Genomic DNA, 14,421 nt, shown 5'->3' with positions numbered 1-14,421 from the left:
GATGCAGCAGCCGCCTACCCTCGCCGACCATGCCCCGGAAGGCCACGACACGGCCGCAGACCCCTTCCCCGTATACGCGGCCCTACGGGCCAAGGGTCCCGTGCACCGTGTCCTCGTCCCGGGGAGCGGCGAGGCGTGGCTGGTCGTCACGCGTGACGCGGCGCGCGCCGCGTTGACCGATCCGCGCCTGCGCAACGACATCCGGCACTCGGCCTCCTGGCGCGACGACGGGGGACACTCCATCGGGCGCAACATGCTCCAGACCGATCCACCCCAGCACACCCGCCTCCGCCGCCTGGTCGCGGGCCACTTCACTCCGGGTCGCATCACCGCCCTGCGCCCGCGGATCGAAGCCATGGCCACCGACCTGCTGGCCGAACTCCCGCGCCACGGGACCGCCGACCTGGTCAGCGCCTACGCACTGCCGCTGCCGGTCACCGTGATCTGCGACCTCCTGGGCATCCCGGCGTCCGACCGCACCGTGTTCCACGCCTGGTCCAACGCGCTGGTCATGCCGGCGAACCCCGAGCAGGCGGTCACAGCCGCCACCGAACTGACCGTGTATCTGGCCGAGTTGATCGACCACAAGCGCCGTACACCGGACTCCGGTCTGCTCAGCGTCCTCGCCGCCACCGACGCCGCGGCCGTTGACGCCCCGCCGGCCACCGAAGAACTGCTCGGCATGGCCTTCCTGCTCCTTGTCGCGGGCCACGAGAGCACCGTCAATCTCATCTCCGGCACGCTCCACGCCCTGCTCACCCACCCGGACCAGCTCGACCTCCTCAGAGCCGAACCTGAGCTGACGGGTGCGGCCATCGATGAATCGCTCCGCTACAACTCACCCGTGCACGCACGCCCGCGGGGATGCGCGCTCCGGCGATGTCGAGTGGTTCGGCGGCGAAGCGGAACGCGCTCGGGGCTTCCGGGAGAGCCTCGCGTGACCCGGGCGGAGGAAGCGGTCCCCCCCCGACGTGTCAGCGGCCCTAGGGCGAGGCCACCAGCATTTCGAAACCAGCCCGGTCGCAGTAGGCGGTCACCCTGACTGCGCTGTAGTGAATGTGGTGGACCACGGCCTCCTCGGTGTCACGCAGGATGTGACTGCCCTCCGTGTCCAGGTGCTCCCGATCCAGTACCTTCGCCGAGTCGACAACCATCTGAGCCGATACGGAGTCGACGTCATGCGTGGCGTCGTCCTGCTGCCACTGGCCGAACTGGGCGCAGAATCGCTGCTGTTGGGCCGCCGCCTTTTTGGGATCCGTGCTGTCGCCGAACGAGCATCCGCCGGACAGGCCCAAGCAGAGCGCCACCATGGCTGCCGCTGTCACAGCCGCCACCCGTCCGGAATGAGATCCACCCAGCCGTCCCCGCACCGCAATCCCCCCAAGCCGTCCCACCGGCGTGGCTCGCCCTGGATGCGGGCTCCACGGACGGGATACTGATCTCTTCGACAGACCGGGCAGCATAATCGCACAGCGATCGCCCCGACCTACCTCGGACTCAGACCTGACCTGAGGGCTCAGACCTCAGACCTACCTCGGACCCGTACTGACCCCGGCTCACCCCAGAATCACAGGAGAGAACGCCCCGATGCCCATCTACGCTGTGACCTACACCTACACCGACGACTCCGCGGCCCGCGGCGAGCTCCACCCCGCCCACCGGGAGTTCCTCGGCACGCTCGTCGAGCAGGGGATCAACCTCGCCTCGGGCCCCATCGTCGCCGGGGAGGTGCCCGGCGCGCTGCTCCTGTTCCGCGCCGCCGACAAGCAGGCGGCGCTGGCGGCCACGGGCAAGGACCCGTTCCGCGTGCAGGGACTCGTCAGCGATGTCTCGGTCCAGGAGTGGAAGCCGGTACTCGGACCGCTCGCCGACCAGCTGTCCTGACGTCGTGCGTGGCCGCCATCGACCTGGGGTGGCGGCTGGGCGACACTCCCGGGCCCAGTGCGATCCGGGCGGCCACGGGCAGATGGTCGCTGCCGGTTTCGGGCAGCGTACGGATCTGGGTGACCGTCGCCGAGCGGGCCATCACCTGGTCGATCCGTGCCACCGGGAAGGCGGCGGGGAAGCTGAACGCGAATCCGCGCTCCGCCGTGTTCATGCGTGAGGTCAGCGGGGCCAACCCGCGGTCGTCGACCGTGCTGTTGAGGTCGCCCAGCAGGATCACCGGCTTCACCTTCTCGGCAGCGACGGCCTGTCCCAGCATGCGGGCACTTTCGTCGCGCCACGTGGAGCCGAGGCCGCCCGCCCCGACGCGGACCGAGGGCAGATGCGCGACGTACACGGCGATCTCGCCGCGCGGCGCGTGGACCACGGCGCGCAGCCCACGCTCCCAACTCCGCGTAATCCCAAGGGGTTTGATGTCCACCATCCAAACGTCGGTCAGTGGATGCTTCGACCAGAGTCCGACCGTGCCCCGGACCGCGTGGTACGGGTACCGCGGGGCCAGCGTCTTGTCATAGACCGGCCGGGCCACCGGGAGCAGCTCCTCCAGCGCGATGAGGTCGGGCCCGGCGTCGGCCAGGGCGCGGGCTGTTCCCGCCGGGTCGGTGTTCACGTCACTGACGTTGTGCTGCGCCACGACCAGGTCGTGTGCGCCAGGTGTCTTCCCCGGCAACAGCAGCCCGCCGCAGAGGTACGTCCATGCCGCCACGGGCAGGAGCAGGGCCACCAGCGCGGCGGCCGAACGGCGCACCAGCGCCAGGAGGAGCAGCACCACGACCACCAGGCCGAGCCAGGGCAGGAACTGCTCCAGCAGACTGCCCAGGTGCCCCACGGAGTTGGGCACGGCCCGGTGGAACGCCAACGGTCCGGCCGTCACCACGGCAAGCGCAGCGAGCACACGCCCCCGTGCCCAGGCGGAACGATCCCACTTCACCCTGGGCGTCCCAACTGCTTCCCCGCACCGCTCACCCTGTTCCCCCGCACCACTCACGACCGTGTCGCGGTCCCGCACTCCGCATCGTCGGCGCCCTGCATGCGCGCCTCCATCGACGTGCTCCGGTCGTACGGGTCGACCTCGGGGCCGGATCCCGGGCCGGATACCGCGCGCGCGGAGGGGAACTCCGGGACGTAGAAACCGGTGTCGTTGTCACAGCCGCCGTTGGCGGTGTCCGACTTGTAGGAGACGAGGGAGAACGTCCCCGGCTCGGTGATCACCTTCGCCGGGTCGTCCCAGCTCATCACCACCTCGCGGCGCACGATCGTGCGCGCGACCTCGTCCCTTCCCTCCGCGGCGTGCGCGACCGGATAGACGTACGTGACGTCGGTGGTCACCTCGACCGCACCGCGCTCGCCCTCCCGGTAGGTGATCCGCCCGCGCGTCTTGACCACGTCCCCGACGAGACGCACCTTCTCCGTCGCGAAACGACTGAACAGCAGCAGAGGATCGTCGTCCTGGCTCGGCGCGCGGAACGCGGTCGCCAGGTAGTCCTGGACGTCCCTCTGGTCCGGATTGATCAACGCGATCGCCTTCTCGGGCGGCCGTCCGAGAAGCACACCGGAATCCAGATTGGACGCGGCAAGAAAGTCGCGGGACTTGTCGAGCGCCTGCGAGACCTGCGCCTTGCTCATCCAGCCGGTCGCCCGGGCCTCGGGGACGGTGATCCCCGCCGTTCCGTCACCCCACTGCGCCGCGGGCGATCCCCTGAACGGCTGCTGGAGGGTGGGCTGTTGGGCAGCCGACTCCGTCGCGGGCGGCTGGCCGGGACGTTCCGACTCCGCGGCGAGCGGGGTGTCGCCGCCGCCGACACCGCCGAACCAATCGGTCACGCGCCCGGGATCCAGCGCCACGAACAGCATGCCCGCGGCGACGAGCAGACCGACCACGTACCAGCCCTTGCCCCGCCGCTGCCGGGCCGGTTCGTGCGTCCGCCATCCCGCGGGCCGGTGGGTCTCCTCCCGCAGCCGTCGCGTCACCATCCGGGCCCGGGCCGACGGTTCCTCGGGCGCGCCCTGGGTCCCGGCCTCGGCCTCCCTCTGGAAACGCTCCCACTCCTCGTCCGATATGGACGCCCCACCCTTGCTCACGATGTGCTCCCTGCCCCTTCCGCGGTACCTGACGCGGTGCTCCACCTTCACCGCGTCGAGTCGGCCGATGGCATGGTTGCCGCCTCGGCGTCGCTGATCTTAAACCGTGAGCAGGCGGGGTCGGGTGCCTCAAGGGCCCGGTGCCGGGGGTAGCCCGGCACCGGAACCAGGTCGCTACGGGCGTGGCTGCTGCTGTGTGACGCAGTGGATGCCGCCGCCGCCCGCGCCGAGGCTGTCGATGTTGAGCTGCTCGACGGTACGGCCCGGGAACAGCCGCTGGAGGAGCGCCTTGGCCCCTGCGTCCGCACGGGTGTCACCGAACTGGGCCGAGATCACCGCACCGTTACACACGTAGTAATTGGCGTACGCCGCAACGAAGTTGGGGTCGCTCGACCGGATGCGGGAGTAGTCCGGGCCCTGCAGCTTGGTGACCGCGATCGGCGTGCCGTCGGCGTCGGTGGACGTGGAGAGGAGCTGGTACTGCTGACGGGCGTCCTTCGACCACGGGTCGGTGTCGGTGGCCAGAGGTATCTGGACGAGGCCGTCACCCGCGGCGAGGAAGCGGGAGGTGGCGTCCACGTGGTCGTCGGTGATGTCCCGCCCGGTCACTCCGTTGAACCAGATCACCTTCGACGCCCCGAAGGCGTCGCACATCGCGGCCTCGATCTGCGCGGTTGTCATGCCCGGGTTGCGGTTCTTGTTGACGAGGCTGCTCTTGGTGGCCATGAGTGTGCCGTTGCCGTCCGTCTCCACCGCGCCGCCCTCGCCGACGAAGTCGGCGCTGGTGAGCTGCACCCCGACCTCGGCCGCGATGCGCCCGGCGACCAGCGAGTCCTTCGCGTGGGTCTGCTTGTTGCCCCAGCCGTTGAAGTTCAGGTCCACGGCGTCGAGGCCACCGGCCCCGTCGGTGCGGAAGACCGGCCCGCTGTCACGTATCCAGCAGTCGTCGACCGGGATGGAACCGATCACGGTGACGGCCGATCCGCAGGCGCTCCGGGCCTGCGAGACGCCGGCGGAGTTGGCGCACATGGTGACCGGTTCGTACTTGGCGATCGTCTTCGCGACAAGGGCGATGTTCGCCTGGACGCCGGCCAGCTTGCGGCCCCAGATGACGGTGCTGTCGGGCCACGCCATCCACGTCCGGGTGTGCGGGACGGTGTCGAGCGGCACGGCGAAGCCCGTGCCGGAGGCCGGAACCGGAGTGGCGAGGGCCTTGCCGCCGCCGGTCGCGGTCCAGGCGGCGCCGGCCGCCGCCAGCCCTGTCGCGGCGAGGAAGTTCCTCCTGCCGAGCAGGCGGTGGGACAGGCTCTGAGGCGCGCGGTGGTCGTTCATCTGTGGTCTCCGATCTGTTGTGTACGGATCTCTGGGCGGTGGTCTCGGGGCCCGGGCTACAGAGCGCGGCGGGCCAGGGCGATGGCCTGTGGGTTCCATCCGGGGCGGGGAATCGACTCCAACAGCAGGCGCGTGTAGGCGTGTTGGGGAGCGTCGAGGACTTGGGGGGTGGGTCCCGACTCGACGATCCGGCCCTGGCGCATGACGATCACGTCATCGGTCACGCAGCGCACCACGCCGAGGTCGTGCGTGATGAAGAGGTAGGCGATGCCGGTCTGTTCGCGGATGTCGGCGAGCAGGTTGAGGATCTGCGCCTGAACCGACACGTCCAGGGCTGCTACGGCCTCGTCGAGTACGAGTACGGCCGGTTCGACCGCGAGTGCCCGCGCGATGGCCACCCTCTGGCGCTGTCCACCGGAGAGCTGCCGGGGCAGGGCGCCGGCCGCCCGGCTGCCGAGCCCTACCTGGTCGAGGAGTTCGCCGAGACGGTGCGAGTGGTCCCCGTCGGGAAAGTGGAGCCGCAGCGTTTCGCGCAGCGTCGCGTCGACGGTGATTCTCGGATCGAGGGATAGGAACGGGTCCTGGAACACCATCTGGACCTCGCGGGCCCGAGCAAGCCGGGCCGCCCGGCCCCGCGCCCGAACCGTTCGCGAAACGCCGCGCACCAGGACCTCGCCCGCGTCGGCGCGCTCCAGGCCCACGACGATGCGGGCGGTCGTCGTCTTGCCCGAGCCGGACTCGCCGACGATGCCGAGCGATCCGCCCACGCCGAGCGTGAACGAGACGTCGTCCGCCGCCCGGACGCTGCGGTAGGAGCGGCTCACTCCGGTGACCTGGAGGACGGTCTCACTCATGGCCGGACTTCCCTTCGAGCCGTTCACTGTGGTGGCACGCGACGCGATGCCGCAGCAGCCCGTCGTCGTCGCCGGCCGGCCGGTCGACGGGAGCCTCGTCCCGGCAGATGCCGGTGGCGTACGCGCACCGGGGCGCGAACGGGCAGCCGGTCAACTCCTGTCGCAGATCGGGTGGTTGACCGTCGATCGCGGCCAGTCGCCCCTGGGGTGCGTCGAGGCGCGGTGTGGCCTCCAGGAGGGCGGCCGTGTACGGGTGCCTCGGCCTGTCGAAGAGGGCTTCGGCGGGGCCGGTCTCGGCGATCCGTCCCGCGTACATCACGTAGACCCGGTCGCTGATGGTCGCGGCGAGACCGAGGTCGTGGGTGACGAAGAGCAGGCCGGTGCCGAATCGTTCGCGCAGGTCACCGAGGAGGCCGACGACCTCGGCCTGAGTGGTGACATCGAGTGCCGTGGTGGCCTCGTCGGCGAGGAGGAGCGCCGGGTCGCCCATCAACGCGGCCGCGATCATGACGCGTTGGAGCATGCCGCCGGAGAGCTGGCCCGGATAGCGGCGCAGGGCGTCGGAGGAGAGGCCGACCGCGGCGAGCATCTCCACGGCGCGCCGGGCTGCGTCCTCGGCGCGCATTCCGGCGTTGAGGCGCAGGCTCTCGGTGAGGAAGTCCCCGATCCGGCGCAGCGGGTTGATGGCGGCGCGGGGGTCCTGGAAGATCATGGCGGCCGTGCCGGTGCGCAGCTCGCGCAGCCGCGCGGGCGTCATCGTGAGGACGTCGTCGCCCGAGACCCGTACGGTCCCTTCGGCCGTGGCCCCTGGCGGCAGCAGGCCCAGGACGCTGCGGGAGGTGAGGGACTTCCCGGAGCCGGACTCGCCGACGAGGGCGACCGTCTCCCCGGCGGCGACGGTGAGGTCGACGCCGTCGAGTACCGGCCGTGCGGTGTCCGGGAGCTGGAGCCGCAGCCCTTGGATGTCGAGCACGGGTGGGGTGTCGTTCATCGGTCCCTCCTGGCGACCTGGTCGGCCCAGCGCTCGCCGACCACGTTGAACGCGACGACGGTCAGCACGATCGCGGCACACGGCAGGAACGCCGACAGGGGGTAGCCCCGCTGGACGGCGGTCTGGCCGTCGAAGACCATCCGGCCCCAGTCGGGCGTCAGCGCGGGCACCCCGAGTCCGAGGAAGGACAGACCCGCCAGATCGATCAGCGCGTAACCGAAGTTGATGGCGGACTGGGCGAGGACGACGGGCGCGATGTTGGGCAGGACGTGCCGCAGACAGACCTGGAGGCCGGAGTGCCCCTGCACCGAACAGGCGCTGATGTACGGGCGTGCACGCTCGGTCAGCGCCAGGGAACGGGTGAGCCGGCTGACATACGGGAGGTAGGCGACGGCGAGCGCGACGACCGGGGCGAAGAGGCCCTCGCCGTACACGGAGACGATCAGGATCGCCAGGAGCATTCCGGGGAACGCGAAGACCAGCTCGGTGCCGCGCGACAGCACGGAGTCGAGCCAGCCGCCCCGCCAGGCGGCGGCGATCCCGACGGCGACACCGGCGACGGTCGAGAAGGCGACCACGCCGAGCGGGCCGAGCAGGGAGGTCCGCGCGCCGACGACCAGGCGGGACAGCGTGTCGCGGCCGGAGGCGTCGACGCCGAAGGGGTGGGCGGTGGACGTGCCCGCCAGCGCGTTGCCGAGGTCCGCCGCGTTGGGGTCGGCCGGGGCCAGCCAAGGGGCGAGCAGGGCCGTCAGGACGACCACGCAGACGAACCCGAGGCAGAGCACGTGGAGGAGCGGACGGTTGGCGCGGAGCCGGACGAGGCCGGGGCGGCGCAGAACGGCGACACTCATGCGGCGGACCTCCCCGGGCCGAGGGAAATGCGCGGATCGACCAGGGGGTGGACGAGGTCGACGACGAGGTTGACCGCCATGAACAGCCCGACCATGGTCAGGGAGATGGCCTGCACGGTGGGGAAGTCCTTGGTGGTGATGGACAGTTCGAGGAGCTGGCCGATGCCTCCGACACCGAACGCGGACTCCACGAGGACGGTGCACACCAGCAGGGTGGAGACGATCAGCCCGCCGGTGGTGAGTACGGTGCCGAGCGCATTACGGAACACATGCCTGCTGATGACGTGACGCTTCGGGACCCCACGGCTGAGGGCCACGGTGACGTGCTCCTGGCCGAGGACGTCGAGCATGGCGCTGCGCGTGACGCGGGCCAGCATGCCGATCAGATACAGCGAGAGGGCCACGGCCGGGAGGGTCAGATGCCAGAGCAACTGGCCGAACCCCTCGCCGGTGCCGCCGGCGGGAAACCAGTGAAGCCGCACCGCGAACACACCCTGGAGCACGACCGCGGCGACGAACGACGGAGTGCCGACGGCGAGGGTGGTGGTGACCAGGATCGTGGCGTCGGTGGCGCCGCCGCGGACCGCGCCGAGCCGGCCGAGAGCGAGGCCGACGACCACGACGAGGACCAGGGCCATCGTGACCAGGAGCAGGGTGCTCGGCAGCCGGTCGGCCAGGAGCCGGGACACGTCGGTGCGGTAGGTGATCGAGCGGCCGAAGTCGCCGTGCAGCAGCTGGCCGAGCCAGCGGAAGTACCGCACGGCGAACGGGTCGTCGAGGTGGTACTGCTCATTGACCGCGCGCAGCGCGTCCGGCGAGGCGGACCGCCCGGACAGGAGGAAGCTCGCCGGGCTGCCGGGCGCCAGATACATCGCGCCGAAGATCACGAACGAGGCGCCGAGCAGGGTGGCGGCCATCTCGGCCAGCCTCCGCACCGTGAATTTGAGGAAGTTCATTGCGCGGCCCCGATGCCGGCGGCCCACGGGGAGTACAAGTAGGAGATGGTGGTGGGGGCGCCGGTGATCCGCTTGTTGAGGAACAGGGCGGTGGGCCACTCGGCGACCGGGATCCACAGCACCTGACCGGCCGCCTTCCGCTGGAGCTCGGCCTCTGTCGTCAGGCGCTCGACCGGGTCGTACGTGGCGCGGGCCCGGTCGACCAGGCGGTCGTACGAGCGGTCGCTGTAGCCGGCGAAGTTCTGGTAAGCGCCCGTCCGGAAGTTGCTGAGCAGGTCCAGTGGATCGGTGATCGAGTCGTAGTACGTCTCGGGGAACATGTCGATGCCCTTGCGCGCCTGCGGGTCCGTGAACAGCGCGGTGAAGGCGTTGGGAGCGACGGTCCTGAGCTTGATGTCGAGCCCGATCTCGCTGCCCGCGGCCTGGACGGCGGTGGCGAGCAGCGACACGTCCTGACCGATCGAGCTGGTGGCGACGGTGAGCGTATTGCCGGTGGCGCCGGCTTCCTTGATCAGCTTCTTCGCCTTGCTCAGGTTCGGCTCGGCGGACGGGAGTCCGTCGAAGGCGGCCTTGCGTACCGACTCCGGGGCGGCGGCCCAAGCAGCTTTCGTCGTAAGGGAGTTGGTGACGGTTCCCGCACCGCTCAGGCCGGTCTTGAGGAAGCCCCGGCGGTCCAGAGCCAGCGACAGCGCGCGCCGGACCCGGACGTCACCGAGCGGTCCGCGCATGTTGGTGACATTGACGTTGACCGTGCTGAGCCCCTCACCGAAGTAGAGGGTCCCGACACCTGAGGAGCGCAGTGCGCCGTAGCTCTCGGTGGGGATGAGGTATCCGCCGTCCACCTCGCCGCTGAGCATGGCCTTGGTGCGCGCGGAGGAGTCACTGAGGAAGCGGAACACCGCTTTGGCGGACTTGGCCTTCGTTCCCCGGTAGCGGTCGAAGCGCCGCAGCTCGATCGACTGGCCCTTGTCCCACTTGCCCAGCTCGTACGGTCCCGAGCAGGCGAGTCCACCGGAGGTGCCGTAGTCCCGGCCCGCGGCCCTGACCCCGGACCGGCTTGCCACCACTCCGGCGGCGGTCGCCATGTACTGGGGGAACTGCGAGTCGGGCCGCTTCAGTTTGACGGTGACCTGGAGCGGGCCGGTCTTGTCGAGCGAGGCGACGTTCTCGAAGACCTGCGCCCACGCCGCCCCGTTGTGCGGGTTCATCTGCCGCCCGAGGCTGAAGAGGACGTCGTCGGCGGTCAGGACGTGCCCGTCGTGGAAGCGCACGCCGTCGCGCAGGTCGTACACCCAGGTCAGCGGGTCGGGATTGGACGCCTTCCTGGCCAGACCCGGCGCCAGTTTCAGGTCGGGCGTCCACCGCATCAGGCTCTCGCACACATTGGAGAGGATCATGTTCTGCGGGTAGTCGAACGCCGAGATGTAGTCGAGCGTCGGGGGCTCCGCGTACAGCGCCCACGTGAACGAGTCGATCCGGCCCTTCGCCCGTGGCGTGCTCGCGGACAGCCGGAAGTCGGTGCCCGCGCCCGAGGCGCCGGTGCCCGGCGGTCCCGCACACGCGGGGACCAGGAGGATGGCGGACAGGGCAGCGGCCAGCAGGGCGGGACGGCCGGCCCCGCGTCTTCCCGGCCGGGGTGGTGTGGTGTGCATCGGCGCGGTTCCTCTCCGTACGTACGTCGCCGAGGGTGAGGAACTGCTCAGGCGCGCGGACGCGCGGCGGGGACCTGCTGGGTGATGCAGTGGACACCGCCGCCGCCGTGGGCGATCACGCGGGCGGTCACGCCGACGACCTTGCGCCCGGGACAGGCCTGCGCGATGACCTCCAGGGCCTGCGCGTCCTGAGGCAGCCCGGCGACGGGTACGACCACGCCGCCGTTGGCCACATAGAAGTTGAGGTATCCGACCTCGACCGGCTCTCCCTCGACCTCGACGAACGCGCTCTGCGGCAGATCGACGATCTCCAGCGTCCGCCCCGTCGCGTCGGGCGTGGCCTCAAGGACCGCCCTGTTGGCGCGCATCCGCGCGTAGTCGGGGTGCTCGGGATCATCCGGCAGCTGTACGACGACCTTGCCGGGGGCGACGAACGCGCAGACGCCGTCCACGTGACCGTCCGTCTCCGTGTCCAGAAGCCCGCCGTACGGCAGCCAGATCACCTTGGTGACACCGAGCCGGGCCTTCAGCTCCGCCTCGATCTCCGCCCTGGTCAGGCCCGGATTGCGGTTGGCGTGGAGCAGGCACTGCTCAGTGGTGATCAGCGTGCCCTCACCGTCCACGGTGATCGCCCCGCCCTCCAGGATCATCTCGGAGCGGTCGGCCGGGACACCGAGCCGTTCGAGCAGCAGAGCACTGATGCGGTCGTCGGCGTCGTACGGGTGGTGCTTGCCGCCCCAGGCGTTGAAGCGGAAGTCCACGCCGGCCCGGCGGCCGTCGGGGCCGAGCACGAACAGCGGCGCGGAGTCGCGGAACCACGAGTCGTCCGTGGGCAGTTCGATCACCTCGACGTCTTCGCCGCACAGGTCACGGGCCTCGGCTGCGTGGCCGGGCGGCGCGACCATGGTCACGGGCTCGAACTCGGCGATGGCGCGGGCCACTTCGGCGTACTCGCCCTTGACGGTCTCGAGGACGTCGCCCCACAGGTCGGGGCGGGTCGGCCAGGCCATCAGGCAGCGCTCGTGCTCGGTCCATTCGGCGGGCATGCGGTAGGTCATCGGGGTTCTCCCTCTCCGGATTCATCCGGGGTCGGTTCATGGGGTTCAGTTATGACTGAAAATTCAGTCAGGCTGATTGGCTGAAGGGATCTCGGCGGCTTCCGTACTCGTGGAGTCTCGGTGCTTTACAGGAAGTACAGGCGGTTGAGGGGCACTTCGGACGCGGGCTCCGAGCGGACCGGCGATCCGTCGAGCGTGACGAGCCCGCTGTCGGCCTCGACCTGGACCTCGCCCAGGCGGGCGTTGTTCACCATGTCCGCCGGGCCGATCCCGCGGGTGCCGTGCACGGCCACCCGCCGGCGCCGGGTCGCCAGCGCGTCGTACGGCCGGCCGAAGGAGCCGGACTCTGCGGCGGCCCGGCTGACGAACGCCACCGACAGATCCGCCGCGGTCGCTCCGTGCGCGCCGAACAGCGGGCCGAGCACGAGCGGTTCGCAGCGGTCGTCGGCGGCATTGGGGTCGCCGGTCACACCGTAGGCGGGGAAGCCTGCCTTCAGGACCATCTGCGGCTTGGCGCCGAACGAGTCGGGCCACCACAGCACGATGTCCGCCAGCTTTCCGCTCTCGATCGAGCCGACCTCATGGGACAGACCGTGGGCGATCGCCGGATTGATGGTCAGCTTGGCGATGTAGCGCAGCACGCGCGCGTTGTCGTCGTCGTGTCCGTCGCCCTCCATCGGGCCGAGCTCGGCCTTCATCTTCCCGGCCACGGCGAAGGTGCGGCGCACGGTCTCCCCGGCCCGGCCCATGCCCTGGGCGTCGGACGAGGTGATGCCGATGACCCCGAGGTCGTGCAGCACGTCCTCGGCGCCCATGGTTCCGGCCCGGATACGGTCCCGCGCCATGGCCGCGTCGCCCGGGAGGTCGGGCTGCAGGGCGTGCGCGCTGAAGATCATCCCGTAGTGCTCGGCGACCGCGTCCCTGCCGAAGGGGAGGGTCGGATTGGTCGAGGAGCCGATGACATTGCGTACGCCCGCCATCTTCAGCACGTTGGGCACGTGCCCGCCGCCGCATCCCTCGATGTGGAAGGCGTGAATGGTGCGCCCTTCGAGGACGGCGAGCGTGTCCTCGACCGAGAGACACTCGTTCAGGCCGTCGGTGTGCAGGGCGACCTGCACGTCGTGTTCCTCGGCGACGCGCAGCGCGGTGTCGAGCGCCCTGGTGTGCGCGCCGAGGTCCTCGTGCACCTTGAAGCCGGACGCGCCGCCCTCGGCGAGGGCCTCGACCAGGGGCGCCGGGTCGGAGGACGAACCCCGTCCCAGGAAGCCGATGTTGACCGGCCAGGCGTCGAAGGCGTTGAACGCGTGCCGCAACGCCCAGGGCGAGTTGACCCCGACACCCCAACTGGGCCCGATCTCCTGGCCGATGATCGTGGTGACGCCGGAGGCGAGCGAGGCCTCCATGATGCGCGGCGACAGCAGGTGTACGTGCGTGTCGACGGCACCCGCCGTGGCGATCATGCCCTCTCCGGAGACGATCGTCGTCCCGGTGCCGACCACGACGTCCACGCCGGCCAGGGTGTCCGGGTTGCCCGCGCGGCCGACGGAGGCGATGCGCCCCTCCCGGATGCCGATCGACGTCTTGCGGATGCCCTGCGCCGCGTCGATCACCAGCACGTTGCTGATGACGACATCGCAGGTCTCACGGACGGCGGCGGCCTTCAGATGCAGTCCGTCGCGGGCGGTCTTGCCGAAGCCGGCCAGGAACTCGTCCCCCGGGGCCTGCGAGTCGGACTCGACCCGTACGACGAGTCCGGTGTCGCCGAGGCGGACCCGGTCGCCGGCGCGCGGGCCGTGCACGGCGGCGTACTCCTGCGGATCGATGGTGGTGCTCACAGCGAAGCCTCCTGGTCGTCGTCCGGCCTGGCGCCGAGATAGCCGCAGGCGGCCGCGCGGCGCAGCGCGTCCCGGCGGGCGCCCGGCGCGTCGAGCGGACCGTCGACCAGGCCGGCGAACCCGATCACGACGCGGGCGCCGCCGATGGGGAGAAGCCCGACCTCGCTCTCCGTGCCCGGCGCGAACCGGGTGGACGCACCGGCCGGCATGGCCAGACGCATGCCGAAGGCGGCGGCCCGGTCGAAGTCCAGGCGGGGGTTGGCTTCGAAGAAGTGGAAGTGCGAGGTGACGCTGATCGGAACGGAGGCGGTGTTGTGGACGGTGACCGTCCGGACCGGAGCGGCCTGCCCGGCCGGTTCCTCCGCCGCGGGCAGGACCGCCCCCGGCGCCTGAGCCCCGAGGCTGCCGCCCCCGAACGGATCGCTGACCACGGCCAGCCGGGTTCCGTCGTCGAAGACCGCCTCGACGTGGATCTCGGTGACCACATCGGGCACGCCGGGCAGGACGTCATCGGGCCCCAGGGTCTTGCGTGCGACGGCGACGGCCTCCGCGAGCCGGGCGCCGTCACGGGCCGCCTCGCACACCGTGTCGGCGATGAGGGCGGTCGCCTCGGGCACGTTGAGACGGAGACCGCGGGCGCGTCGGGCGCGGGCCAGTTCGGCGGCCCCGAACAGCAGCAGCCGGTCGCGTTCCGTCGGGGTCAGCCGCATACCGGCGGCTCCGCGGATCTGCCCCGGACGGGCTCGTGGGTGGTGGCGGCGTCGAGGTGCATGGTGGTGAGTCGCTCTCTGTGGCGGTTCATCTGGTGCTGACCTGAAGATGTCACTGACTGAAAATTCAGTCAAGATGCGTGACGGGACTTCTCC

13 protein-coding genes and 1 pseudogene are annotated in these 14,421 nt (G+C 70.7%); 2 read left to right on the top strand and 12 right to left on the bottom strand.

All coding sequences use genetic code 11. The features are described 5' to 3' along the window. The first annotated feature begins 1 nt into the window (after window position 1). Window positions 2-1,042 carry a cytochrome P450 gene (locus CG723_RS17965; protein ID WP_234374367.1) on the top strand — a complete coding sequence of 347 codons (1,041 nt, stop codon included), beginning with the start codon at window positions 2-4 and terminating at the stop codon, window positions 1,040-1,042. On the opposite strand, the gene CG723_RS17960 is transcribed toward CG723_RS17965, so the two are convergent. Continuing rightward, window positions 984-1,325: a hypothetical protein gene (locus CG723_RS17960; RefSeq protein WP_159032473.1), complete on the bottom strand. Its 342-nt coding sequence runs from the start codon at window positions 1,323-1,325 to the stop codon at window positions 984-986. The two genes, CG723_RS17965 and CG723_RS17960, sit on opposite strands and share 59 nt — an antisense overlap. Before the next feature lie 262 nt (window positions 1,326-1,587). Between CG723_RS17960 and CG723_RS17955 the strand changes: the two genes are divergently transcribed. Next, a complete protein-coding gene (locus tag CG723_RS17955) occupies window positions 1,588-1,884 on the top strand; it encodes a YciI family protein (RefSeq protein ID WP_100594445.1) in 297 nt (98 codons plus the stop codon). 58 nt (window positions 1,885-1,942) lie between these two features. Here CG723_RS17955 and CG723_RS17950 read toward each other — a convergent pair. The 11 genes and pseudogenes from CG723_RS17950 to ureA form a co-directional block, all read right to left on the bottom strand. Continuing rightward, window positions 1,943-2,875, bottom strand: a pseudogene (locus CG723_RS17950) (endonuclease/exonuclease/phosphatase family protein); the annotation flags it as partial. Window positions 2,876-2,928: 53 nt separating this feature from the next. Continuing rightward, a complete protein-coding gene (locus CG723_RS17945) occupies window positions 2,929-4,026 on the bottom strand; it encodes a hypothetical protein (protein ID WP_100594443.1) in 1,098 nt (365 codons plus the stop codon). Window positions 4,027-4,200: 174 nt separating this feature from the next. After that, the gene (locus CG723_RS17940) at window positions 4,201-5,358 is read right to left on the bottom strand and encodes an agmatine deiminase family protein (RefSeq protein ID WP_100594442.1); all 1,158 of its coding nucleotides are present in this window, start codon (window positions 5,356-5,358) and stop codon (window positions 4,201-4,203) included. A 56-nt stretch (window positions 5,359-5,414) separates the two neighbouring features. After that, the gene (locus CG723_RS17935) at window positions 5,415-6,212 is read right to left on the bottom strand and encodes an ABC transporter ATP-binding protein (protein WP_100594441.1); all 798 of its coding nucleotides are present in this window, start codon (window positions 6,210-6,212) and stop codon (window positions 5,415-5,417) included. Beyond that, on the bottom strand, window positions 6,205-7,203 hold the full coding sequence (locus CG723_RS17930; RefSeq protein ID WP_100594440.1) for an ABC transporter ATP-binding protein: 999 nt from the start codon (window positions 7,201-7,203) through the stop codon (window positions 6,205-6,207). Before CG723_RS17930 ends, CG723_RS17935 begins: the two co-directional genes overlap by 8 nt. Beyond that, on the bottom strand, window positions 7,200-8,054 hold the full coding sequence (locus CG723_RS17925) for an ABC transporter permease (protein ID WP_100594439.1): 855 nt from the start codon (window positions 8,052-8,054) through the stop codon (window positions 7,200-7,202). Before CG723_RS17925 ends, CG723_RS17930 begins: the two co-directional genes overlap by 4 nt. Continuing rightward, window positions 8,051-9,010 (bottom strand): ABC transporter permease, encoded by a 960-nt coding sequence (locus CG723_RS17920; RefSeq protein WP_100594438.1) that lies wholly within the window; start codon window positions 9,008-9,010, stop codon window positions 8,051-8,053. Before CG723_RS17920 ends, CG723_RS17925 begins: the two co-directional genes overlap by 4 nt. After that, entirely contained in the window at window positions 9,007-10,662 is a 1,656-nt protein-coding gene (locus tag CG723_RS17915) for an ABC transporter substrate-binding protein (RefSeq protein ID WP_100594437.1), read from the bottom strand. The genes CG723_RS17920 and CG723_RS17915 overlap by 4 nt, the downstream gene beginning before the upstream one ends. A 47-nt stretch (window positions 10,663-10,709) precedes the next feature. Then, entirely contained in the window at window positions 10,710-11,720 is a 1,011-nt protein-coding gene (locus CG723_RS17910) for an agmatine deiminase family protein (protein WP_100594436.1), read from the bottom strand. Between the two features lie 125 nt (window positions 11,721-11,845). Continuing rightward, on the bottom strand, window positions 11,846-13,555 hold the full coding sequence (locus CG723_RS17905; RefSeq protein WP_100594435.1) for an urease subunit alpha: 1,710 nt from the start codon (window positions 13,553-13,555) through the stop codon (window positions 11,846-11,848). Further along, the gene (gene ureA, locus CG723_RS17900) at window positions 13,552-14,265 is read right to left on the bottom strand and encodes an urease subunit gamma (RefSeq protein ID WP_100594434.1); all 714 of its coding nucleotides are present in this window, start codon (window positions 14,263-14,265) and stop codon (window positions 13,552-13,554) included. Before ureA ends, CG723_RS17905 begins: the two co-directional genes overlap by 4 nt. Window positions 14,266-14,421: the final 156 nt, after the last annotated feature.

This window comes from Streptomyces sp. CB01635 (assembly GCF_002803065.1).
Lineage (GTDB): Bacteria > Actinomycetota > Actinomycetes > Streptomycetales > Streptomycetaceae > Streptomyces.
The sequence above is the reverse complement of the archived record's forward strand: the minus strand, read 5'-3'. Positions and strand labels throughout refer to the sequence as shown.